At 71.4% G+C, this 21,690-nt stretch carries 22 protein-coding genes, 1 tRNA gene, 1 pseudogene and 1 riboswitch; of the genes and pseudogenes, 14 read left to right on the top strand and 10 right to left on the bottom strand.

The window, feature by feature from the left end; genetic code table 11:
- Window positions 1–336: 336 nt before the first annotated feature.
- Window positions 337–756: a hypothetical protein gene (locus tag SM573_RS13170; RefSeq protein WP_474613578.1), complete on the top strand. Its 420-nt coding sequence runs from the start codon at window positions 337–339 to the stop codon at window positions 754–756.
- Between the two features lie 234 nt (window positions 757–990).
- Here the strand turns inward: SM573_RS13170 and SM573_RS13165 are convergent.
- Window positions 991–1,122, bottom strand: a pseudogene (locus SM573_RS13165) (hypothetical protein); the annotation flags it as partial.
- Between the two features lie 321 nt (window positions 1,123–1,443).
- Window positions 1,444–1,914: a hypothetical protein gene (locus SM573_RS13160; RefSeq protein ID WP_474613327.1), complete on the bottom strand. Its 471-nt coding sequence runs from the start codon at window positions 1,912–1,914 to the stop codon at window positions 1,444–1,446.
- Between SM573_RS13160 and SM573_RS13155 the strand changes: the two genes are divergently transcribed.
- From SM573_RS13155 to SM573_RS13135, 5 genes are read left to right on the top strand one after another with little or no spacing between them, the layout of a single operon-like run.
- The gene (locus SM573_RS13155; RefSeq protein WP_474613328.1) at window positions 1,897–2,478 is read left to right on the top strand and encodes a replication initiator; all 582 of its coding nucleotides are present in this window, start codon (window positions 1,897–1,899) and stop codon (window positions 2,476–2,478) included. The two genes, SM573_RS13160 and SM573_RS13155, sit on opposite strands and share 18 nt — an antisense overlap.
- Before the next feature lie 24 nt (window positions 2,479–2,502).
- Window positions 2,503–2,700: an excisionase family DNA-binding protein gene (locus tag SM573_RS13150; RefSeq protein ID WP_474613329.1), complete on the top strand. Its 198-nt coding sequence runs from the start codon at window positions 2,503–2,505 to the stop codon at window positions 2,698–2,700.
- Complete coding sequence (locus tag SM573_RS13145; protein ID WP_474613330.1) at window positions 2,700–2,957, top strand: hypothetical protein; 258 nt, start codon at window positions 2,700–2,702, stop codon at window positions 2,955–2,957. Before SM573_RS13150 ends, SM573_RS13145 begins: the two co-directional genes overlap by 1 nt.
- Entirely contained in the window at window positions 2,958–3,152 is a 195-nt protein-coding gene (locus SM573_RS13140; protein WP_474613331.1) for a site-specific integrase, read from the top strand.
- Between the two features lie 24 nt (window positions 3,153–3,176).
- Window positions 3,177–3,545, top strand: a complete 369-nt coding sequence (locus SM573_RS13135; RefSeq protein ID WP_474613332.1) for a tyrosine-type recombinase/integrase — start codon at window positions 3,177–3,179, stop codon at window positions 3,543–3,545.
- A 92-nt stretch (window positions 3,546–3,637) separates the two neighbouring features.
- Here SM573_RS13135 and SM573_RS13130 read toward each other — a convergent pair.
- Window positions 3,638–3,708: transfer RNA gene (locus SM573_RS13130), tRNA-Gly, on the bottom strand.
- A gap of 254 nt (window positions 3,709–3,962) precedes the next feature.
- On the opposite strand from SM573_RS13130, the gene SM573_RS13125 reads away from it, so the two are divergent.
- Window positions 3,963–4,946, top strand: a complete 984-nt coding sequence (locus SM573_RS13125) for a zinc metalloprotease (protein WP_474613333.1) — start codon at window positions 3,963–3,965, stop codon at window positions 4,944–4,946.
- Between the two features lie 73 nt (window positions 4,947–5,019).
- Here the strand turns inward: SM573_RS13125 and SM573_RS13120 are convergent, their stop codons facing one another.
- Window positions 5,020–5,583 carry a pyridoxamine 5'-phosphate oxidase family protein gene (locus tag SM573_RS13120; RefSeq protein WP_474616173.1) on the bottom strand — a complete coding sequence of 188 codons (564 nt, stop codon included), beginning with the start codon at window positions 5,581–5,583 and terminating at the stop codon, window positions 5,020–5,022.
- A 99-nt stretch (window positions 5,584–5,682) separates the two neighbouring features.
- On the opposite strand from SM573_RS13120, the gene dcd reads away from it, so the two are divergent.
- The gene (gene dcd, locus SM573_RS13115; RefSeq protein WP_474613335.1) at window positions 5,683–6,261 is read left to right on the top strand and encodes a dCTP deaminase; all 579 of its coding nucleotides are present in this window, start codon (window positions 5,683–5,685) and stop codon (window positions 6,259–6,261) included.
- 58 nt (window positions 6,262–6,319) lie between these two features.
- Here the strand turns inward: dcd and SM573_RS13110 are convergent, their stop codons facing one another.
- Window positions 6,320–7,360: a C40 family peptidase gene (locus SM573_RS13110; protein ID WP_474613336.1), complete on the bottom strand. Its 1,041-nt coding sequence runs from the start codon at window positions 7,358–7,360 to the stop codon at window positions 6,320–6,322.
- 12 nt (window positions 7,361–7,372) lie between these two features.
- A riboswitch (cyclic di-AMP (ydaO/yuaA leader) is annotated at window positions 7,373–7,509 on the bottom strand.
- Window positions 7,510–7,765: 256 nt separating this feature from the next.
- Here SM573_RS13110 and SM573_RS13105 point away from each other — a divergent pair.
- Window positions 7,766–9,787, top strand: coding sequence for an N-acetylmuramoyl-L-alanine amidase (locus tag SM573_RS13105; protein WP_474613337.1), 2,022 nt, complete (start codon window positions 7,766–7,768; stop codon window positions 9,785–9,787).
- 91 nt (window positions 9,788–9,878) lie between these two features.
- On the opposite strand, the gene SM573_RS13100 is transcribed toward SM573_RS13105, so the two are convergent.
- Window positions 9,879–10,892 (bottom strand): C40 family peptidase, encoded by a 1,014-nt coding sequence (locus SM573_RS13100; protein ID WP_474616172.1) that lies wholly within the window; start codon window positions 10,890–10,892, stop codon window positions 9,879–9,881.
- Between the two features lie 213 nt (window positions 10,893–11,105).
- Between SM573_RS13100 and SM573_RS13095 the strand changes: the two genes are divergently transcribed.
- Window positions 11,106–11,780: a GOLPH3/VPS74 family protein gene (locus SM573_RS13095; RefSeq protein WP_474613339.1), complete on the top strand. Its 675-nt coding sequence runs from the start codon at window positions 11,106–11,108 to the stop codon at window positions 11,778–11,780.
- Window positions 11,781–11,855: 75 nt separating this feature from the next.
- Here the strand turns inward: SM573_RS13095 and SM573_RS13090 are convergent, their stop codons facing one another.
- Both SM573_RS13090 and SM573_RS13085 read right to left on the bottom strand, forming a co-directional pair.
- Window positions 11,856–14,072, bottom strand: a complete 2,217-nt coding sequence (locus tag SM573_RS13090; protein ID WP_474616171.1) for a (Fe-S)-binding protein — start codon at window positions 14,070–14,072, stop codon at window positions 11,856–11,858.
- 312 nt (window positions 14,073–14,384) lie between these two features.
- Entirely contained in the window at window positions 14,385–14,648 is a 264-nt protein-coding gene (locus SM573_RS13085; RefSeq protein WP_474613341.1) for a cell division protein CrgA, read from the bottom strand.
- Window positions 14,649–14,866: 218 nt separating this feature from the next.
- Between SM573_RS13085 and SM573_RS13080 the strand changes: the two genes are divergently transcribed.
- The 4 genes from SM573_RS13080 to SM573_RS13065 all read left to right on the top strand — a co-directional run bounded on the left by SM573_RS13080 (window position 14,867) and on the right by SM573_RS13065 (window position 18,227).
- Window positions 14,867–15,673, top strand: coding sequence for a DUF881 domain-containing protein (locus SM573_RS13080; RefSeq protein WP_474613342.1), 807 nt, complete (start codon window positions 14,867–14,869; stop codon window positions 15,671–15,673).
- A gap of 633 nt (window positions 15,674–16,306) precedes the next feature.
- On the top strand, window positions 16,307–17,284 hold the full coding sequence (locus SM573_RS13075; RefSeq protein ID WP_474616170.1) for a class E sortase: 978 nt from the start codon (window positions 16,307–16,309) through the stop codon (window positions 17,282–17,284).
- A 6-nt stretch (window positions 17,285–17,290) separates the two neighbouring features.
- Window positions 17,291–17,572 (top strand): hypothetical protein, encoded by a 282-nt coding sequence (locus SM573_RS13070; protein WP_474613344.1) that lies wholly within the window; start codon window positions 17,291–17,293, stop codon window positions 17,570–17,572.
- A gap of 4 nt (window positions 17,573–17,576) precedes the next feature.
- Window positions 17,577–18,227, top strand: a complete 651-nt coding sequence (locus SM573_RS13065) for an aminodeoxychorismate/anthranilate synthase component II (protein ID WP_474613345.1) — start codon at window positions 17,577–17,579, stop codon at window positions 18,225–18,227.
- A gap of 188 nt (window positions 18,228–18,415) precedes the next feature.
- Here SM573_RS13065 and pknB read toward each other — a convergent pair whose 3' ends face one another.
- Window positions 18,416–20,245 (bottom strand): Stk1 family PASTA domain-containing Ser/Thr kinase, encoded by a 1,830-nt coding sequence (pknB, locus tag SM573_RS13060; RefSeq protein ID WP_474613346.1) that lies wholly within the window; start codon window positions 20,243–20,245, stop codon window positions 18,416–18,418.
- On the bottom strand, window positions 20,242–21,690 hold the full coding sequence (locus SM573_RS13055; RefSeq protein WP_474613347.1) for a serine/threonine-protein kinase: 1,449 nt from the start codon (window positions 21,688–21,690) through the stop codon (window positions 20,242–20,244). The genes pknB and SM573_RS13055 overlap by 4 nt, the downstream gene beginning before the upstream one ends.

Below are 21,690 nucleotides of genomic sequence, written 5' to 3'. Positions count from 1 at the left end.
CCTCGATCGCTGCCGCTCTTGCAATCCTTGGTTTGGCAGCCTTCATCTACGCCTGGAAATGCCGCCAGCGGTCCACCCCTGTCCGTGGCGACTAACGGGAGCGGGCAGATACCCAAAGTACCGCACGCATCGGGAAAGGTTCCTGGACGGACGGAGCCGAGGAACTGTTGGCGGATCTCTGAGGAGGGCCGGGGTTCGGGCGGAGCCCCGAGGTCGTCAAGGGTTTGATAGTCCCAAGCGTGGCCGGCCAGCCGGGCCGATGCCGGCCGGAGGTCGCCAGCAGGCCGGGGCCGGGCCGGCGTGGCCCGCTTTGCGGGCCGCCTTGATGCCGAAGAGGTGACCCTCATCCCAGAGGAACCCGAGCGGGAAACTCGGCTGAACACCTGGGGCTACGGCGTGCCCGATGGTCCACTCGACGTGGCGGCCGTTGTGAAAGCCCTTCAGCTCGTTCACTGCGAGCTCAGGCAACGGTGGGTCACCACAGCCGCAGCGGGCACCTTTTATGCCTGGTACGACGAGCAGGCCGGCCAGCTCCGGTGCTCGTTGACCTCCGCGCCTTCAGACCGGCTTCCCTTCGGGGCGCCCTACGGAGAGACGGTCGATGCTGCGGGAGTCGTCGCCCTGGCCGCCGCTGACTCCAGTCCGGACCGCGTCCCCTGGGCAGAGCTGACGGACGTAGACAACGCCGAGGCGTCCGCTATCGCCGGCGAGCAACTGCGGTCGCGCTTCCCCGTCTGGGTGGCACCCCTCAAGTGAAGACTGCCGGTTCGCCGGAACCTCAATTTGGAAACGCGCGCTCAGGCGGTCGTGATGCCCGAAACGCCTGCGGCCGGCGGTCGCCCCAGCTGCGTCTCGTGCCCGTTCGTGACCGCCACGTGCCACGGCTACTGGCCCACGGATGACCCATGCCGGCCTTCGGGCTCCTGGCCCTGGGCGTCGTCTTGCGAACCACTGGGAACCTTGGCGGCATGAGCAGCATGGTCGCCACTCCTCGCGGTAGGCCGGGTGCTCGTCGTACGACTGGGCGAGCACTCGGAGCGCGTACGCCAGACCGGCGAAACGCTGGTCAGTGGGGTCCATCGACTCGTATTCCCGTGCCAGCATGTCGACCAGGTCCAGCATTGGCAGATGACTGTCGAGGAGCGCTGCACCCCCGAAGCGATGGGCCACCTCGGCATAGGCATGGCACCTTGTGCCCCTCGTGCCCGGTCATGACCGTCGCGCCCCACGGTTACTGGCCCATGGGTGGCCCGGCACGCCCGGGTTGCGTCTGAAGCCCATCTCCGCCGTGAGTCCGCACATCGTGGAACGGGCGTGCTCCCCGCTGTCAACACAACGATCCACCGTGTTAACAGCGGGGAGCAGGTCTGTTCGGCTCTGCCCGACTCGTGGTGGAGGTGGGCGACCCATCTCTGTCGAAGATCCCCGCCGGAGGCGCGCCCTCTACCGCAGCTTCGCTCGCTCATCGACGACGTGTGGAGTCTGGCCTAAGAACGCGTCGGGTGGCATCGGGCCGAACGCGATGCTGACGGTGACCAAGGTGTAGTGCCAGTCCGCCATGCCGGCAGCGGACGAGTAGCGGGTGTTCAGCTGCCACCGCACCCATTCCCCCGGTTGCAGCATCACCACGGGTCGGTGAGACCGGACAGGTACCCCGAAGCCATTGGGTATCTGCACTCGCAACGCCTCCCCGACTAGGCGCAGCCCGAACTCGTGAGGTGATGGAGCTTCGTGGATCACGCGCTGCCGGGGAGTGAAGTCGTCGCCTTCGTCTAGGACGATGTCGTGGAACAGCGGTGGGCGACCCGGAGGTAACTCGAACGCGGTCGGGGCAGCGTTGCGAAGGGTTGCGCGTGGAAAGCCGCGGGACCGCTTGCTCCACGTCGTGCGTACCCGTTGCACGATGACGTCCATGGCGAGCCATGGTGCTGCCTACTGACGCCGACGGCAATCGACTTCGTTCGCGACAAGTTCTGCCTGATCTCGGTAGGCCCGCCGCGCCGGCCGATGCCGCCCGCAGGTCGCCAGCAGGCCGAGCGCGGGCGGGCGCGGCCCGCTTGCGGCTGCTCTACGGCATCCAACCCAAGAAGGCCCGGCCTGGGCTACGGGCCGGGCAACTGCAAGAACAAGGTCCACAAGCGGGAGACCCTCGGCATTGGCGGCCGACGAGTCCTCATCAGCCGCCAATGGTCCGGCAAAACCGTCGCCGACCACCGTGCCGACCGCAAGGACTGGGTCAAGGCGATGCTCGGCATCACCACCGACGCCGACACCGCCCCACCTGGCGGAGAGCAACGGCACGCCTGGGAACTCGCCAAACCCACCGACCCCGACGTGCCGCCCCTCGGTCACCGGGTCCTGCGCGCGATATCCGAACGCATCCAATGGCGTGCCCAGCTCGACACGGCCAGGCGGGATCAGGCACCACCCGATGTTTCGGCAACTGACCACACCACGACGGGGAGCGGGGAGGTATGACGGCGGTGGACGAGGCGGCTGACGGTGGAGGAAGCCGCGGCGCGCATGAGAATGAGCGTCCGCTATGTGCGTCGAATGGTCGCGCAGCGGCGCATCGCCTTTCACACGGTCGGTCGCAGCGTGCGCCTCAAGGCTTCGGACGTAGACGCTCACGTCGACGCCGGCCGGGTGGAAGCCCTCTCCGTGTCCGACGTTTGGACCGGCATGCGGAGCGTGGCCTGATGGCGGCACGGCGGCGGTTCGGCAGTATTGGCAAGCGGGAGTCGGGCCGTTACCAGGTGCGCTATCCCGGACCGGATGGGCGCCAGAGGACGGCCCCGGATACCTTCGCCCGCAAGTCGGATGCCGACCGGTACCTGTCAATGGTCGAGGCGCAGATGATGCGCGGCGAGTGGATCGACCCGGAGCGGGCACGGATTAGGCTGGGCGACTACGCGGAGCGGTGGATTACGCAACGACCGGTGTTGACGTTGGTTTAGGTGCTCGGTCTCGCCGACCTGATGGACGACCGGTTCCGCGCCCTGGTGCTGGTGACCACGTTCGCCTGCCTGCGGTGGGGAGAGGCGTCGGCGCTGCAACGGCAGGACGTCGACGCGGAAGCCGGGGTGATTCGGGTTCGGCAGACGTTCACGGAGGTACGCGGCGTCGGCCTGGTCCTCGGTCCGCCGAAGTGACGTGCTGGCCTGCGTGCCGTCTCGGTGCCGGCGGCGATCCTGCCGGCGCTGCAGGACCACCTTGCACGCTTCGTCGACGGCAACCTCAACAAGGTCATCGGCTGGTCGGCGGCGGTCGGCAGGCTCGGCGTACCGGGTCTGCACTTTCACGATCTGCGGCAGACCGGTAACACGATCGCGGCACGGACCGGCGCGAGCACCCGAGACCTGATGGCTCGGTCGGGGCACGCCTCGCCCCAGGCCGCCATGATTTACCAGCACGCCCCCTCGGAGGCGGATCGGGCCATCGCCCAGGCCGTGAGCGACGCGGTGAAGGCCGAACGGAAGAAGGGCAGGAAGTCGGCGGCCGGCGCATCGGGCAAGCCCAGGGGCAAGGGGAGGAAGCGTGGCTAACGGCCCGTGGATGGCCCGTCAGGCGTTCGTGGTTGGCGGAACATCGAAGGCCCCGGCTCGGACTCGCGTCCTGACCAGGGCCTTCGAATCGGAGCGGGTGACGGGAATCGAACCCGCACTGTCAGCTTGGGAAGCTGATGTTCTGCCATTGAACTACACCCGCAGGCGGGACCACTGTACCTGAGTCACCGACCGGGTGCATCCAGGTACCCCTCCGCGCGCCCTCTCCTACCGCCGTGGTCCCTGCCCGCCCGGCCACGATCAGAGCCGGCGGTCGGCCCGCCGGACCGGAGCAAGAAGTTTCCGTACGACAAGGTATGGGCGTTCTCAAATCTTTCGATTGCTTGTAACGTCTGCCTCACGTTTCGACCACGGCGTGACATACCCCCTGTCACGCCGCCAGAAAGAGGTGGGCCCATGGGACTCCGTCCCAACCTGCTGACCCGGCGTGCCGCCGGTGTCGCGTCGACAACCCTCGCGCTGCTGCTCAGCACCGCCGCGGTGGGCGTCGTACCGGCCGCTTCGGCCTTCTCCGCCGCCCCGGCGGGCACCTGCGTGGAGCCGGCCGACGTCCACGCCGACGCCCGCGTCAAGGCCGGTGGCGTCGCCAAGCACGAACCCAACGAGCTGACCGCCAAGCAGGTGCAGGAGCGCGAGGCCGACCTCGCCGCCGCGCTGCGGGAGCGTGCCAACCGGCGTACGACGGCCGCCGTCGCCCCGCTCGCCACCGTCACCATCCCGGTGGTCGTGCACGTGATCCAGGAGAACAACACCCGGGCCGGCGGCAACATCCCCGATTCGATGATCAACAACCAGATCTCGGTGCTGAACCAGGCCTACAGCGGCGCGACCGGCGGCGCACCCACGGCCTTCGCCTTCCAGCTCACGAAGATCAACCGGGTGACCAACCCGGCCTGGTACCCGATCGTCGAGGGCTCTTCGGCGGAGCGGTCGATGAAGACGTCGCTGCGCGAGGGCGGCAAGAACACCCTGAACGTCTACCTGGGTGAGCTGAGTGACAACCTGCTCGGCTGGGCGACGTTCCCGCAGCGGCGGCTCAACAGCATGGACGGTGTGGTCGTGCTGAGCGAGTCGCTGCCCGGCGGCACCGCCACCAACTACAACCAGGGCGACACCGCCACTCACGAGGTGGGCCACTGGCTGAACCTCTACCACACCTTCCAGGGCGGCTGCTCGACCACGGGTGACAGCGTCAGCGACACCCCGGCGGAGGCCTCGCCCGCCTCGGGTTGCCCGACCGGGCGCGACACCTGCCCGGCCGCCGGCCTGGACCCGATCACCAACTTCATGGACTACAGCTACGACTCGTGCATGTACCAGTTCACCCCTGGGCAGGCGAGCCGGATGCTGACCGCGTGGAACGCCTACCGCGCGGCCTGACGTCGCGGCGTACCACCGGTGCCGGCCCCGTCACGACGGGGCCGGCACCGGTGTCTTCCTCCCCAGGACGCGGTCAGGCGGCCGAGCGCTGGGTGTCGCGACGCTCGCGGCGGGCGGGTCGGGTCTGCGGGACGACCGGCGCGTGATCGGCCGGACGGTCGGAGGCCCGGGGGTCGAGCCAGACCTGCACGGCCGGACGCCCCCGCCCCTCGCCGGGACCGCCGGCACTGCCCGAGTCGCGCCGGGCGAGCATGGCCACGTCGACGGTGAACTCGAACAGCCGCCAGTCGACCTGGGGTGCGGCGCCGGCGCTGGCCGCCAGCCGGGCCACCCGGGCCCGGTCCGTGACCGGGCGGGCGTGGCCGGCGACGTACGCCTCGTCGTCGCTCTCCTCCGGCGGGAAGGAGTGCAGCGCGTAGCGGCCGTCGCGCTCCAGGTCACGCCGCTTGGGCGAGTCGATGATGAAGCAGAAGAGACCCTCGTCGGTGATCACCGGTGACACCGGGTGCACCCGGGGCCCGCCGTCGGCACGGACCGTGGCCAGATAGCCGAAGCCCGGACCGTACTGCTGCATGAGAACGCGGATCCCGTCGGCGAGCCGGGGCTCGTCAGCGGCGAATTCGGACCAGGAAGCCATGTGGGCATTCTATCGAACAAATGTACGAGGAGCGACCGCGACGCGCTGGTCACCCGCACCGGATGGGGACCTTCGAGGAAGCCTCGCTATGGTGGTGCGATGCTGCTCTCCGACCGCGACCTGGTCACCGAGATCAAGGCCGGCACGCTCGGGCTGGAGCCGTTCGAGCCCACCCTGGTCCAGCCGTCCAGCATCGACGTCCGTCTCGATCGGCTCTTCCGGGTCTTCAACAACCACCTCTACACGCACATCGACCCGGCCCGGCAGCAGGACGACCTGACCTCCGTGGTCGAGGTCCCCGACGGAGAGCCGTTCGTGCTGCACCCCGGCGAGTTCGTGCTCGCCTCGACGCTCGAGGTGATCTCGCTCGGCGACCAGCTGGCCGGGCGGCTGGAGGGGAAGTCGAGCCTCGGCCGGCTCGGCCTGCTCACCCACTCCACCGCGGGCTTCATCGACCCCGGCTTCTCCGGCCACGTGACGCTGGAGCTGTCGAACGTGGCCAACCTGCCCATCACGCTCTGGCCGGGCATGAAGATCGGGCAGCTCTGCATCTTCCGGCTCTCCTCGCCGGCCGAGCACCCCTACGGTTCGGCGGTCTACGGCTCGCGCTACCAGGGGCAGCGCGGCCCGACCCCGAGCCGGTCCTGGCAGAACTGGCGCACCTGGCCGACCCGCTGACACCACGAGAAGGGGGCCCGCTCCGGGGTCGGAGCGGGCCCCCTTCTCGGCGTACGCGTCAGCCCGGCCGGCCGAAGCTGTGGATGGGGCCGTCGTCGACCTTCTTCATCTTGATCGGCACCCCGGCCTGCGAGGCGTGGACCACCCAGCCGCCGCCGACGTACATGCCCACGTGGTGCAGGTCGCTGTAGTAGAAGACGAGGTCACCGGGGCGTAGGTCCGCCCGGCTCACCGTCTTCGTCACCCGCCGCTGCTGGGCCGCGTTGTGGGGCAGGGCGACACCGGCCTTGGCCCAGGCCGCGAGCACCAGGCCCGAGCAGTCGTACGCGTCGGGGCCCTCGGCGCCCCAGACGTACGGCTTGCCGATCTGCGCGCAGGCGAACTTGACCGCCACTCCGGCCGGCCCGCCCGGGTAGGTGGCCGGGCACGGGGCGGGCCGCAGCGGGCCGCCGCCACCGTTGCCGTACACCTTGATCCGCAGCTTCTGCAGCCGGTCGATCTCGGCGTTGATCTGCTTCTTCTTCGCCGCCAACTGGGCCTCGGCCCGGGTCAGCTGGGCGACCAGGGCGTCGAGCGGGGCCTTCTGGCGCATCAACTCGTCGCGCAGGTCGGCCACCTGCCGCACACCCTGCTGCCGGCTGTGGGCGAACCGGTCGAGCAGCTCCAGTTGGCCGACCAGCTCGCCGGGGCTACGGCTGCCCAGCACGGCGTTGACGGTGGAGACGTCCTCGCCCTTGTACGCCCGTACCGCGAGCGCGCCGACCTCGTTCATAGCCTGGTCGACCTGGAGTTGCAGGGGCTTGATCCGGTCGGCCAACGCGTCGGCCTGCGTGCGCTTGGCGGCGAGCGCCTGGCGGGTGGCGTTGTGCTGCTCGATGACGGGCTCGAGCTTGTTCCAGTCCTCGTCGATCTGGCGCTCGATCTCGGCGATCGACGGGTCGGCGTGGGCCGCTGTCGCGCTGCCGGTCAGGATGACGGCAACGCCGACGAGGGCGGCGAGGGCGGTGGTGAAGCGGGACCAGCGGGAACGCGGCGCGTCCGTCGAGGGGCCGGCGGTCACCGGCCCGATCGACGGCGGCCGCGGGGCATGGTGGGCCACCGGGCTCCGTACTCCTTCTTCCTGACCGCCTACCGGGTTAGCTGACGGGTTCGGGCGGGAAGGGAGGCGCCCTACCGCATTGGCTGCGGATTCACCCCGGGAACCTGGGTCCCCGGCTCGCTCGTCGAGCGACTCGGCGGTGTCGGACCGTTACCGCCCGGGTTGGACGGACCTGCTACCGGGCCGACGATTGACCAGACTAGAGAGCCCCGTTATTGATCCGCAACCCTTCGCGCCGTGACACTCCGTGCTCGCCACCACGTCGGCGGACGGCCGGTGCGATGTCGAAAGTTTTCTTCGAATTCGGTCCGACGACGGAAAGGTATTGACCCCGGTGCGGTGACGGAGTGAAGGTGACAAATACCTGACCCGTCCATTCCTGGGGGTTCGATGCACCTTCCCACCATGTCCAGGGGCAGGCGTGGCCTGCTCGCCACCGCGCTGGTCGCCGCCACCGTGGCCGTGCCCCTCGCCGGCGTTCCGGCCGGCGCCGCCCCGCTCGCCGGCGCCCCGTCGGGCGGTGACCGACAGCAGCAGTACGCCGCCGCGGCGGCGGAGTACGGCGTGCCGGAGAGCGTCCTGCTCGGCGTCTCGTACCTGGAGTCCAGATGGGACACCCACGCCGGCACGCCGAGCACCAGCGGCGGCTACGGCCCGCTGCACCTCACCGACGCGGCCCACGTCGCGAGCCTGCCCTCCGGCTTCCACGTCGACGAGGGAGAGGACCCGCGCGGGGACACGTCCCGCCCGATGACCGTGGACGCACCGGCGGGAGCCGCGGGGGCCGACAGGGCGCCCGCCGCCGCGCTGCAGACGCTCCAGGCCGCCGCCGCGCTCACCGGGGCGCCGGTCGAGGCGCTGCGCGCCGACCCGGCCACCAACATCCGAGGGGGCGCCGCGCTGCTCGCCGCGTACCAGAGGGAGCTGGGCGGCCCGGTCGGCACCGGAACCGACGCGGGGGCCTGGTACGGCGCGGTGGCCCGCTACTCGGGCGCCGACACCGAGGCGACCGCCACCGCCTTCGCCGACGAGGTGTACGACCAGATCCGCGCGGGCGCGAGCCGTCGGACCGACGACGGTCACCAGGTCACCCTCGCCGCCCAGGCGGTGACGGTGCGGGCGGACACCCTGCACCGGCTCGGGCTGCGCCGGGCGGAGCGGCCCGACGGGCTGGAGTGCCCCGTCGGCCTCGGCTGCGAGTGGATCCCGGCCCCGTACGAGCAGTACGGCCCGGGCGCCGGCGACTACGGCAACCACGACCTGGGTAACCGACCGGCCCAGCAGAAGATCGAGTACATCGTCATCCACGACACCGAGGGGTACTACGGCCCGAGCGTCGACCTGGTGAAGCGAGCGGACTACCTGGGCTGGCACTACACGCTGCGCTCGGTGGACGGCCACGTGGCCCAGCACGTCAAGGCCAAGGACGTCGGCTGGCAGGCCGGCAACTGGTACGTCAACGCCAAGTCGATCGGCATCGAGCACGAGGGCTTCGCCGGTCACGGCACCTGGTACACCGAGGCGATGTACCGCACCTCGGCGAAGCTGGTCCGGTACCTGGCCCACAAGTTCCACATTCCACTGGACCGCCAGCACATCATCGGCCACGACAACGTGCCCGGCACGGTGGCCTCGACCGTCGCCGGCATGCACTGGGACCCGGGCCCGTACTGGGACTGGTCGCACTACTTCGACCTGCTGAAGGCGCCGTTCCGGACCACCGGCACCGCGCGGACCGGCCTGGTCACCATCGACCCCGACTTCGACACCAACCGGCCGGCCCTCCAGGGCTGCAACCAGCAGCCGCCCGGCGTGCCGACCCCGCCGCCGCCCGCCGAGCCCTGCCCGCTGCGCGGCTCCTCCGCGGTGGTCCTGCACAGCGCGCCGAGCCACGACGCCCCGCTCGTCAACGACCTCGGCGAGCGCCCGGACGGCACGCCGAACACCATGTACGTCTCCGACCACGGCGCCCGCGCCTCGGCGGGGCAGACGTACGCGGTGGCCGAGGTGCGCGGCGACTGGACCGCGATCTGGTACCTCGGCCAGAAGGCGTGGTTCCAGAACCCCGCCTCGGCGCCGACCGCGAAGTGGGCCACCGGGCTCGTGGCGACCCCGAAGCCGGGGAAGGCCACGATTCCCGTCTACGGCCGCGCCTACCCGGAGCAGGACGCGTACCCGGCCGGCGTGCCGTACCAGACGATCTCGCCGCTGCAGTACACGTTCCCGGCCGGGCAGCGGTACGCGGTCGGCGGGATCCTGCCGAGCGAGTACTACCGCGCGGTGACCTTCGACGGCTCGTCGCCCGGCGACTGGACGGTCGTCCGGGGCGACCTGCGGTACGTGCAGGTCCAGTTCGGCCACCGCATCATGTACGTCAACCTCGACGACGTGCTGCTGCTCCCGTCCCCGATCGGGGCGCCCCGGTGACGGCCGACGGGCCGACCGGGCCCTGACGGTCGGCGGCGAACGCGAGAGCCCCCGGTCGGATCGACCGGGGGCTCTCGTCGTGGGCGGTGGATCAGCCGGGTCGCCGGAAGCCGGCGACCGGCATGTTGTTGATACTCGCCACCTGGACCGGTTTACCGGCCCGTGGCGCGTGCACCATCTGGTCGTTGCCGAGGTAGAGCCCCACGTGGTGCAGGTCGCTGAAGAAGAAGACCAGGTCACCCGGGCGCGCCTCGGAGCGCGGGATGGCCTTGCCCTCGTTCCACTGTGCACCGGTGAAGTGGGTCAGGCTGATCCCGGCGGCCTTGTACGCGTACTGGGTCAGGCCGGAGCAGTCGAACGAGTTCGGGCCGGTGGCCCCCCACACGTACGGGTCGCCGACCTGCTGGCAGGCCGTCTTGATCGCGACGCGGGCCGCCTCGCTGACCACGCCCTTGACCGTCGGGCAGTTCTCCGGCCGGACGACGGTCTTCGGCAGCAGCTTCTCCAGCCGCTTGATCTCGGCGTCGATGTTCTTCTTCTTGGCGGCCAGGTCGTCCCGCTGCTTGGTCTGCGTGACGATCAGGGCGTCCAGCTTCTGCTTCTGCGTGTCGTACTTGGCGCGGATCTTGAGGATGCCCTCGACCTGCTTCCGCTCCTGCCGCGCCAGCCGGTCCAGGATGGTGAGCTGCTCGGTGAGCGTGTCGGGCTTGGCGCTGACCAGCAGCGCACCGACCTCCTGCGAGGGGCCGCTCATGTAGTAGCGGGAGGCGAGGTCACCGACCCGGCTCATCGCGATCTCGGACTGCAGAGCGAGCGGCTCGATCTTCTTCTGCAGGTCGGCCGACTTCTTCTGGTTGACCTTCAGCTGCGCCCGCACCTTGTTGTACTGCTCGATCGTGGGTTCCAGCTGCTCCCACTGCTTGTCGATCTGCGCCTCGATCTCTTCGACCGAAGGCGCGGCGTGTGCCGGCGCGGCGAGCATGCCGGCGCCGACGGCCGCGGCGGCGACCAGGGTGAGCAGGCGGTGGGCGACCCGGCGCAGGCCACCCGGACGAGCGGAACGTCCCGGTGCGTGACGATGGGGGGGCATGGTTGCCACCGGCACCGACTCCTTTGCAACCGACCGCCGGGCGCCTCGCGGAGGGGAAGAGGCGAGGGCAGACGACCCACAGCGGTCGGTGCCCCACGATAGGGAAGCGCCGAAGCGGAATCAAGGCGACGACGCGCGCCGTCACCCTGTGTGGAACACCGCGCGTACGAAGGGTGTCCGTCGCGGCGGACGGGGCTGTCCCGTGCGCCGCCGAACTACCGTGGCGCCATGGCGCACCTCACCCTCGCGCACGAACTCGCCCTCCTCGGCTACGACGACGCGGGCGTCAACCGGCTCGGCGCACCGCACCTCGGATTCGGCCTCGCCGGGGCGCTGCTGCTCGAACTCTCGCTCGCTGGCCGGGTGACGGTCACCGACGGCCGGCTGACGGCGGTCAGCGCCGACCGGCTCGACGTGCCGCTCCTGGACGACGCGCTGGCCCGGATCGCCGCCGACGGCAAGCGCCGCCGCCCGAAGGACTGGGTCCGGCTGCTGGCCGAGGACCTGCCGGAGCGGGTGCTGGACGGGCTGGTGGAGGCCGGCGTGCTGCGTCGCGAGTCCGACCGGGTGCTCTGGGTCTTTCCGCGCACCCGCTACCCGTCCCCCACGGGTGCCGAGCCGGTGGTGGAGACGCGGGCGCGGCAGCGGATGCTGGCCGCGGTGGCGGGCACCGGGCCGGTGGAGCCGCGGACGGCGGCGCTGATCAGCCTCAGCCGGGCCGTCGGGCTGGACCGCAAGCTCTTCAAGGACCTGCCGAAGGCCCAGGTCAAGCGGCGGTTCTCGGAGATCGCCGAGGGTAGTTGGGCCTCGGACGCGACGAAGCGGGCGATCGCCGACACGCAGGCGGCGGTGATCGCCGCGACCACCGCCAGCACGGCGGTGATCGTGACGAGCACCTCCTGACCCCGCACGACACGACGACGGCGGTGGCCGGTGCCACCGCCGTCGCGCGTGCGGGTCCTTCGCGGGCGTACGCCGTCAGCCGGCGACCGGCTCGGCCTCCTTGTCGCCCTGGGCCTGCTCCGGCTTGACGGAGCGGAGCAGGACGCTCGCCACGTCGATCACCTCGACCTGCTCACCGGCCCCCTTGCCGTTCACGCCGTCGTTCAGCATGGTCGAGCAGAACGGGCAGCCGACGGCGACCGTCTTCGCACCGGTTGCCATGGCCTCCTCGACCCGCTCGACGTTGATCCGCTTGCCGATCTTCTCTTCCATCCACATCCGGGCACCACCGGCGCCGCAGCAGAAGGAGCGTTCGCTGTTGCGCGGCATCTCGATGAGGCCGTCGGCGCCCTGACCGTCACCGGCCACGGCGCTGCCGAGCACCTCGCGCGGCGGGGCGAAGACGCGGTTGTGCCGGCCCAGGTAGCAGGGGTCGTGGTAGGTGACGCCGCCGTCGACCGGCTGCACCGGGGTGAGCTTGCCGGTGGCCACCAGGTGGGCCAGGAGCTGGGTGTGGTGCACCACCTCGAACTCGCCGCCGAGCTGGCCGTACTCGTTGCCGAGGGTGTTGAAGCAGTGCGGGCAGGTAGCGACGATCTTGCGCTTGCTCTTCTCCCGGCCCTCGAACGCCTCGTTCAGCGTCTCCACGTTCTGCTGGGCGAGCATCTGGAAGACGAACTCGTTGCCGATGCGGCGGGCCGGGTCGCCGGAGCAGGTCTCGCCCTCGCCCAGGATCGCGAACGTCACGCCCGCCTCGTGCAGCAGCGTGGCGACCGCCCGGGTGGTCTTCTTTGCCCGGTCCTCGAAGGCGCCGGCGCAGCCGACCCAGAAGAGGTACTCGAAGTCGTCCACCTCGCCGACCCGGGGCACCTCGAAGTCGAGGCCCTTGGTCCAGTCCTCCCGGGTGTTCTGCGGGGCGCCCCACGGGTTGCCCTTGTTCTCCAGGTTGCGCAGCATGACGCCGGCCTCCGACGGGAAGCTCGACTCGATGAGCACCTGGTAGCGGCGCATGTCGACGATGTGGTCGACGTGCTCGATGTCGACCGGGCACTGCTCCACGCACGCGCCGCAGGTGGTGCAGGACCACAGGACGTCCGGGTCGATGACACCGCCCTCCTCGGCCGTGCCGATGAGCGGCTTGTCGGCCTCGGCGAGGGCCAGCACGTCGACGTGGGCGAGCTGCGCCTCGGTCGCCTTCTCCTCACCGGTCAGGTCCTTGCCGCCGCCGGCCAGCAGGTACGGCGCCTTGGCGTAGGCGTGGTCCCGCAGGCTGAGCACGAGCAGCTTCGGCGACAGCGGCTTACCGGTGTTCCAGGCCGGGCACTGCGACTGGCAGCGACCGCACTCGGTGCAGGTACTGAAGTCCAGCAGGCCCTTCCAGGTGAACTGCTCCACCTGCGCCACGCCGAACTGGTCCTTCTCCGGGTCGGCCTCCTCGAAGTCGAGGGGCTTGCCGTTGCTCGTCATGGGTCGCAGCGCGCCGAGGCCCGAGCCGGCGGGCTTGGCCGGCTCGCGCTTGAAGAAGATGTTGGGGAACGCCAGGAAGCGGTGCCATGCGACACCCATGGTGACGTTCAGCGAGATCACGATGAGCCAGGTCATCGAGATGACGATCTTGATGAGGGCGGCGACGCTGACGCCGGCCTCCCAGTCCGGGAGGGCGTTGCCGAGCGCGTGGCTCACCGGGGTGGCCCAGGCCGGGTACTCGAAGTGACCGGTCGCGACCTTGAAGCCGCGGATCAGGAAGCCGAAGATCAGCACCAGCAGGACGACCCACTCGACGAAGTAGCCCTGCCACATGGTCGAGCCGGTGAAGCGGGAACGGCCGCCCGGGCGGCTGGGCCGGTTGCGCAGCCGGATCGCCATCAGCACGAGGATGCCGACCAGGCCCAGCACGCCGATGATCTCGGTGGCCAGGCCGAAGACCGTCCAGTGCCCGATGATTGGCAGCCCGCCGGTGGTGCTGACCACCTCGAAGTACGCCTCGAGCACCAGCAGCGACAGCACGATGAACGCGACCATCACGAACCAGTGGGCGGCGCCCACGACGCTCCATTTGAGCATCCGCGTGTGGCCCGCGGTCTCGACCAGCATGGTCTTGGTGCGGGTGCCCTTGTCGGTGAACCGCTCCGGCGCCGGTTGACCCAGCCGGATGACTGCCACCATCTTCAGGACCGCGCGTACCGCAAGTCCCACCGCCACGGCGGTGATGGCGGCCGCGAGGATCGTGGTGACGATCTGGACGCTGCCCATCGAGTTGGCCTCCCGGTCTGCTGCCTGTCGAGCGGCTCGGCGACCGGGGCCGGCGTCGGGGCACGATCAGCGAGCCTCGCTGCCCCACGCGCGACCGGACCGGTCGATGACCTCGCTCCGCTCGGTCATGCAGTGCAGCCTACGCGCAAGGTTACCCAGCAGTAACGTGAGTCTTCTCGCACCCGGGCCGCGCCGCCCTGCGCACACGATAGGTGGACCCGCGCGGATCTGCCGGGCAGGGGCGGCGCGGAGTGAGGTGCGGCGGCTCCCGGAGCGCGGCGCCAGCCGTCCGCCGCGCCCGGAGCGTCGGGCTCAGCGCCAGCGGGAGAGCAGGATCAGGGAGCCGACCATCGCGCCGAAGCCCACCGCGAGGTTCCAGTAGCCCCACGACATGACCGGGTACTCCTGCTCGGACAGGTAGTAGACCACCAGCCAGCCGATGCCGAGCACGATGAGCGCGACCGCCGTGATGGGCAGCCAGACCGGGCTAGGCTTGCGCGTCGCCGCCGTCGCCGTCGGGCGCACGTCCGTCGGCGGGGTGTACACCTTCTTCTTGCGGACCTGAGACTTCGGCACGACGCTCTCCAGAGGGGGTTATTACGACCTCGTCCGGCCTGACAACCGGGCGCGGGGGCGACGGTCCATGGCCAATAATGTTCGACAGCTAGCGTAGTCCGGAAGGCCCGCCCAAGCCATGAATGGGGTCAGGCCGGTGCGCGGAGTGACCGGAAAGGGTGGGTTGTACGGGCACCCGACCGGTCAGGCCGGCAGAGGACGACGGGAAGGAACGCTCGGTGGAGTACACATCCGGCGCGGCCTCCTGGCAGAAGGTGATCCGGCGTGCGGTCGCCGGTCTGCTGCCACGACGCCCGCGGCAACGACGGCCGGGCTGGTCGATCGGGGTGCCGCTCATCGCCGCCGCGGCCGGGCTGCTCTTCACCACCACCGCGACGACCGCCGGTGGCACCGCACTGCGCGAGGACCGGCGCCCCCAGCTCACCCAGTTGATCGAGGAGCGCCGCCAGCAGGTGGCCGCGAGCGAGCACCGCGCCGCGACACTGCGCCAGGACGTCGAGGAACGCACCACGGCGCTCGGCCAGCAGGACGGCCCGATCAAGGCCCAGCAGGACCGGGCCGCCGCCAGCCGGCAGTCCGCCGGGCTGACCGCGCTCACCGGCCCCGGTGTCACGGTCGAGCTGAACGACGCTCCCCAGCTCAATGACCAGCACCTGCCGGAGGGGGTCACCAACGACGACCTGGTCGTCCACCAGGGGGACGTCCAGGCGGTGGTGAACGCGCTCTGGGCCGGCGGCGCGGAGGCCATGTCAATCATGAACGTCCGCGTACTCGCCACCAGCGCGGTACGCTGCGTCGGTAACACCCTGCTGCTGCACGGCCGGGTGTACTCCCCTCCGTTCAAGATCGTAGCGATCGGCGATCCGGCTGCCCTGCAGCAGGCTCTCGCCGAGTCTGAGGGAGTCCGGTGGTTCAAGGACGCGGTCGACCACTACCAGCTCGGTTATCAGGAGCGCGTCTCCACGGTGACCGTGCCGGCATTCGAGGACTCGACCGCACTTCGCTCGGCGAAGGTGCTCCAGTGAGCCGCTGGCGAAGGTGTTCCTGTGAGCAATGACGACCGGCCCGACGGGCGGCACCGGGGCCAGGGCGACGAGCCCACCGCTTTCCTGCCGAAGGTCGACCGTGCCGAGCCGCCCGCCGGCCGTCGGCGGGCCGCCTGGCCCGACCCGGTCCTGCCGGCCCGCTCGCCGGCCCCGCAGCCGCCCGCCGCGCCCGATCCACGCCCGGGCGCGGGCACACCTACCGTCCCGGGCGGCCCCGTTGGCGCACCGCCCCCGTGGCCCGGCGCCGCGCCGACCCGACCCACGTCGCCCGCGGGGCCCGACAGCAACCTCGCGTACGGCGGATCGGCTCGTCGCGACGAGGTGCCGCACCGGGCACCGCGAGACGACGGAGCGCAGCCCCTCCGGTCCGCCGCGCCCGACCCGGCTCGATGGGCGGCCAACCCCGACCACCCGGCCGGGGCCGACAGCCACCCTGGCCGGCCGACCGCCTCGGGTGGCCTGCCGCACCGTCGGGCCGCCGCCGAACCGGATCAGGTCGGCCCCGGAGGGGCACATCCCCGGTCCGCCACCCCGGCCCACCCCGGCTCGGCGGCACCCGGCACGCGCCCGCCGGCCCCGGCCGGAAACGGCCCCACCGCGTTCCTCCCCCCGGTGCCGGCGCGCGGCGAGCGCGTCTCCGGCGCCGTCGAGCCGAGTGCCCCGGTCTCACCGGCGGCCGCGGACCCCTCCGCCACCGCGCTCATCCCGGCCGTGTCCCCGGCCCGGCACCCGGCCCTCGACTCCACGGCGCTGATGGGCGCCGTGCCCAAGCCGCCCGAGTCGGACGACCCGGTCGAGCCCGGCCCCGCCGAGCCGCCACGTCCACGTCGGGGCGAGCGGGTGGTGAAGCTGCGCCCGGAGCAGACCGGCGAGGGTTACAAGAGCGTCTACTCGGAGTTGACCCGACCGTCGTTCGGCTCCCGGCTCCGCACCGGACTGCGGGTCAGCGGCGAGGTGCTGATGACCTTCGGCCTGGTGGTGCTGCTCTTCGCCGGCTACGAGGTGTGGGGGAAGTCGGCGATCGTCGACGCCCACCAGAGCGACCTCAGCCAGCAGTTGGCGCAGGCCTGGGGGCCGACCGGTGACCCCACGGTCTCCGCCTCGGCCAGCCCGACGGCCAAGCCGGCCCCACCGGTGAAGGGCAAGCCCCTCGCCGGCCTCTACATCCCGAAGCTGGACAAGAACTGGGTCGTCGTCGAGGGCGTGACCCAGGCGGACATCCGGTACGCCCCGGGCCACTACCCGCAGAGCGCCCTGCCGGGCGAGGTCGGCAACTTCTCGGTGGCCGGGCACCGGAACCGGGCCACGTTCTGGCGCCTCGACGAGCTGGACCGCGGTGACGCGATCGTGGTCGAGAGCAAGACCGACTGGTACGTCTACAAGGTCTCGCAGACCCGGATCGTCAAGCCGACCCAGGTCGAGGTGGTGGCACCGGTGCCGGGCAAGCCGGGCGAGAAACCGACCCGACGGATGCTCACCCTCACGACCTGCAACCCGAAGTTCGACAACTACGAACGGTTGATCATCCACGCCGAGCTCGACCACACCCAGCCGAAGTCGGCGGGCCGCCCGGCGGAACTGGGGAGCTGACCCGCGATGTACGCATGGATCTGGCGCAAGCTTCCCTTCGGCCTGGCCGGCAAGCTGACCGGGTCGCTGCTGCTCGCCGCCGCCGCGGTGGCCCTGCTCTGGTACGTGGTCTTTCCGTGGGCCGAGCCGCTGCTGCCCTTCGACGACGTGCAGGTCAGCCAGGACGCCGACGTCCCGGCCGACCCGGGGAGCGACACCATCCCCGGCGACGCCCCGCCCGGCGACGAGCACGATCTGCCGTACGACACCGAGCGGAACAACACCCCGCCCCCCTCCCCGAGCCGGTGACCTGATGCGCGTCCTCGTGATCGACAACTACGACTCGTTCGTCTTCAACCTGGTGCAGTACATCGGCCAGCTCGGCGTGGAGTGCGACGTACGCCGCAACGACGAGATCGACGTCGCGGAGGTCGGGAAGGTCGGCGCCGCCGGCATCCTGCTCTCACCCGGCCCGGGCAGCCCGGACCGGGCGGGCATCTGCCTGGACGTGATCCGGCGGTACGCCGGGGAGCTGCCGATCTTCGGGGTCTGCCTCGGTCACCAGGCGATCGGCGAGGCCTTCGGCGCTACCGTTGCCCGCGCCCCCGAACTGCTGCACGGCAAGACGTCCGAGGTGCGGCACGACTCGGTCGGCGTGCTCGCCGGCCTGCCGGACCCGTTCACCGCGACCCGCTACCACTCCCTCGCCGTGCTGCCCGAGACGCTCCCCGAGGAGCTGGAGGTCACCGGCCGGACCGGGTCCGGCGTGGTGATGGCGATGCGCCACCGCACCCTGCCGATCGAGGGCGTGCAGTTCCACCCGGAGTCGGTGCTCACCGAGGGTGGCCACCTGATGCTCGCCAACTGGTTGGCTGTGTGCGGTCACCCCGAGGCGCTGGAGCGCGCCCCCGCGTTGGCCGCCGAGGTGGACGCCCGCCGCCGGGCCGCGTTCGCCGCCGCCTGACGGGGCACCTACCTGTCGCCGGGCGAGGCGCTGCCGACCGCCGGACGAGACAAGGCACCTGCCCGCCGCCTGGCGAGGCAAGGCACCCCCGCCCGGCGCTGGTCGGCGTTCGCCGCCGCACGCCCCGCTCGCGGGCCGTCCGACGCGCACTCGCCCGACCCGGGCCGTGGCCCGGGCCGGGTGAGCGGTCAGTCCTGCCGGGGGAGGCCGCTCGGCGGCGGGAAGAGCGGGAAACCGTTGCCGCCGCCGTTGCCGGTGCCGGGCGTGGTCGGGGTGGCCGTCGGCGTCGGGGTCGCCGAGTCCGTGGGTGACGGCGGGCTCTCCGGCGCCGGGACGCCGACCCAGATGGTGACCGTCCGGTCCTGGGCCAGGTTCTCACCGGGCCCGGGGTCCTGGCGCTGGACGCGGCCGGCCTGGTCGGCGGGCACCTCGGTGCCCTCCTCGACCTTGACCTTGTAGCCCGCCTCCTTGAGCTCCTCCCGCGCGTCGTCCTCGGTGGAGCCGATGACCCGCGGCACCTTGCCCACGTTGCCCTTGGAGATGGTGAGGGTCACCTCGCTGTTCTCCGCCACGCGGGACCCGGGCTCCGGCGACACCTTGAGAACGGTGCCCTTCTCCTTGGAGCTGTCCTCCTCGACCGGCGGCCTGACCTTGAAGCCCAACGACTCCAGCTGCTCCTTCGCGCTCTCGAAGCTGGAGTTGACCACGTTGGGAATCTGCTGCATGTTCGGGCCGCCGCAGAGCTGGATGGTGACCGTCCGGCTCTGCTCCAGCTGGGTGTTCGGAGCGGGGCTCTGGTTGACGACCGTGTCCTTCCGGCAGGTCGCGTTGAACACCTGCTCACCCAGGCTCGGCGCGAATCCCGCGTTCTGGATCTCCTGGAACGCCTGCTGCTGGTTCATCCCGGCCAGGGACGGCACCGGACGCAGGTCATCACCCTGCTGGTTCCGGAGCAGCGCCGCCACCAGGGCGATCACCGCGAGGACGCCGACCGCCGAGAACGTGGCGATCAGCCAGGACGAGGCACGGCGGCGGCGCGGATCGCCGACCCGGGCGGGGATCTGGTGCGTCGGCGGGGCGGCGGCGCCACCGGCCGGGTAGCCGGGCGCGGCCGCCGCCGGGGCCATCGGCATCGTCTCGTGCTCCCGCATCACGGGAGTGGCCAGCACCGGCCGGCCGGCGGCGGCGCGGAGCAGGTCGGCGCGCATCTCGGCGGCGCTCTGGTAACGGTTGAGCGGGTTCTTCGACAGCGCCTTGAGCACGATCGCGTCGACCGCCGGGTTCACGTCCGGGTTGAGGTCGCTCGGCGTGGGCGGCGCCTCCCGTACGTGCTGGTAGGCGACGCTGACCGGGCTGTCGCCGACGAACGGCGGGTGACCGCAGAGCAGCTCGAAGAGCACGCAGCCGGCGGCGTAGACGTCGGAGCGGGCGTCCACCGCCTCGCCCCGGGCCTGCTCGGGCGAGAGGTACTGCGCCGTGCCGATCACCGCGCTGGTCTGCGTCATGGTGGTGGCGCCGCTGGCCAGGGCCCGGGCGATGCCGAAGTCCATCACCTTGACCTGGCCGGTCTGGGTGAGCATGACGTTTCCGGGCTTGATGTCCCGGTGGATGATGCCGTGCCGGTGGCTGAACTCCAGCGCCGCGCACACGTCGGCGCAGATCTCCAGCGCCCGCCGCGGCTGGAGCCGCCCCTCCGCGGCCAGCACCTCCTTGAGGGTCCGCCCGTTGACGAACTCCATCACGATGAACGGCAGCGTCTCGCCGGTCGGCGCGGTCTCCTCGCCGGTGTCGTAGACCGCCACGATCGCCGGATGGTTCAGGGACGCGGCGTTCTGCGCCTCCCGCCGGAACCGCATCTGGAAGGTGGCGTCGCGGGCGAGGTCGGTGCGGAGCATCTTGATCGCGACGTCCCGACCGAGCCGGAGGTCGCGTCCGCGGTGCACCTCAGCCATGCCGCCGTAGCCGAGCAGCTCGCCGACCTGATACCTGCCACCCAGCAGGCGGGCCTGGGCTGTCATCGCGTCTGTCGTCCTTCGCTCGTCGTCGTCTCACCGCTCGCCGGCTCGAGCCGCACACTGCGACGGTACGACGTCTGGGTCAGATCGTCGCGTCCGTCGAACCGTAGCGCGCCGGACGTCACGGTCGGCGGGGTGAGCGCACCGGACTCGCCGGACTGGGCGCTCTTCCGCAGCTTGTAGGAAATCACGCCGGAGCAGAGCAGGACCAGCACGGCCAGGAGGACCGCCACGAGCACCATTCCGGGCCGGGCCCGGCTCTCGGCGGGCGGCGGCGTCGAGGCGGTCTGCGGGTACGCCGCTGGCTGGTCGTGCCGGACGGCGGCCGGCGGCACGGCGGCGGCACCGCGCGGGTAGCCGCCCGACGCAACCGGCGGCCGGGGCTGCCCGACGGCCGGAGCGACCGCTGTGGGCCGCAACGGCGTCGCCGACGCGTGGGGCGCCGCGGCGCCGGCGTGGGGTGCCACGGTGGGTGGCCGCACCGGCGACGCGACGGCCGGGGGCCGGTGCGGGGCGGCCGGTGGGCGGGACTGCTGCGGCGGTGGCACCTGGGCCCGGCCGGGCGCCGGGGCCGGCGACGACGGGACGCCGGAGATCGGCCGGGCCTGCCCGCCGGCACGGGCCTGCTGCGACAGCGTCGCCTTCAACTGGCGGGCCACCCCGGCCAGCGCGGCCGCGCTCGGCCAGCGGCCCGCCGGGTCCTTGGCCATCGCCCGCTCGACCACCGCGCGCACCTGCGGCGGGATGTCGGCCGGCAGCGGTCGCGGCGCCTCCTGGACGTGCTTCATGGCGATCTCGAGCGGGTTGTCCCCCTCGAAGGGGCGGCGGCCGGCGAGGCACTGGTACGCGACCACGCCGAGCGCGTACACGTCGGACGCGGGCGTCGCGACCTGCCCCATCGCCTGCTCCGGGGAGATGTACGACGCCGTGCCGAGCACCGAGCCGGCGGCGGTGAGCTGCCCGACCAGCTCCGAGCGGGCGATGCCGAAGTCGGTCAGCACCAGCGTGCCGTTCGGCCGGACGAGAAGATTGCCCGGTTTCACGTCCCGGTGCACGATGCCCTTCTCGTGGGCGGCGTGCAGCGCGTCGGCGGCCTGGGCCACCAGGGCCATCGTCCGGGCGGGGGTGAGTCGCCCGACCCGGCTCAGCGTCGCCGACAGCGGGTCACCCTCGACGTACTCCATCACCAGGAAGGCGATCTGCTGGTCGTTGCCGAAGTCGTAGACGTCCACGACGCCGGGGTGGTTGATGGTGGCCATGGTCCGCGCCTCGCCGCGGAACCGCTCGGCGAAGCCCGGCTCGTCGAGCAGCGCCGGCAGCAGGCTCTTCACGGCGACCGTCCGGCCGAGCACCTGGTCGGTGCCGCGCCAGACGTCGCCCATGCCGCCGCTGGCGATCCGCTCGTCCAGGCGGTAGCGGTTGCCGAGCTGGACCCCGGGGCTGAGCAT

It is taken from the genome of Micromonospora xinjiangensis (assembly GCF_056150165.1).
Note: the sequence above shows the minus strand (reverse complement) of the source record. Positions and strands in the feature narration are given on the sequence as shown.

Bases quoted from the DNA above. Each gene is read 5' to 3' on its own strand.
- SM573_RS13095 (WP_474613339.1), top strand. From the start codon at position 11,106: ATGGCGCACCTCACCCTCGCGCACGAACTCGCCCTCCTCGGCTACGAC.
- SM573_RS13160 (WP_474613327.1), bottom strand. From the start codon at position 1,914: ATGGACGTCATCGTGCAACGGGTACGCACGACGTGGAGCAAGCGGTCC.
- SM573_RS13070 (WP_474613344.1), top strand. From the start codon at position 17,291: ATGTACGCATGGATCTGGCGCAAGCTTCCCTTCGGCCTGGCCGGCAAG.
- SM573_RS13065 (WP_474613345.1), top strand. From the start codon at position 17,577: ATGCGCGTCCTCGTGATCGACAACTACGACTCGTTCGTCTTCAACCTG.
- SM573_RS13055 (WP_474613347.1), bottom strand. From the start codon at position 21,690: ATGCTCAGCCCCGGGGTCCAGCTCGGCAACCGCTACCGCCTGGACGAG.
- SM573_RS13090 (WP_474616171.1), bottom strand. From the start codon at position 14,072: ATGGGCAGCGTCCAGATCGTCACCACGATCCTCGCGGCCGCCATCACC.
- SM573_RS13145 (WP_474613330.1), top strand. From the start codon at position 2,700: ATGGCGGCACGGCGGCGGTTCGGCAGTATTGGCAAGCGGGAGTCGGGC.
- pknB (WP_474613346.1), bottom strand. From the start codon at position 20,245: ATGACAGCCCAGGCCCGCCTGCTGGGTGGCAGGTATCAGGTCGGCGAG.
- dcd (WP_474613335.1), top strand. From the start codon at position 5,683: ATGCTGCTCTCCGACCGCGACCTGGTCACCGAGATCAAGGCCGGCACG.
- SM573_RS13125 (WP_474613333.1), top strand. From the start codon at position 3,963: ATGGGACTCCGTCCCAACCTGCTGACCCGGCGTGCCGCCGGTGTCGCG.
- SM573_RS13105 (WP_474613337.1), top strand. From the start codon at position 7,766: ATGTCCAGGGGCAGGCGTGGCCTGCTCGCCACCGCGCTGGTCGCCGCC.
- SM573_RS13120 (WP_474616173.1), bottom strand. From the start codon at position 5,583: ATGGCTTCCTGGTCCGAATTCGCCGCTGACGAGCCCCGGCTCGCCGAC.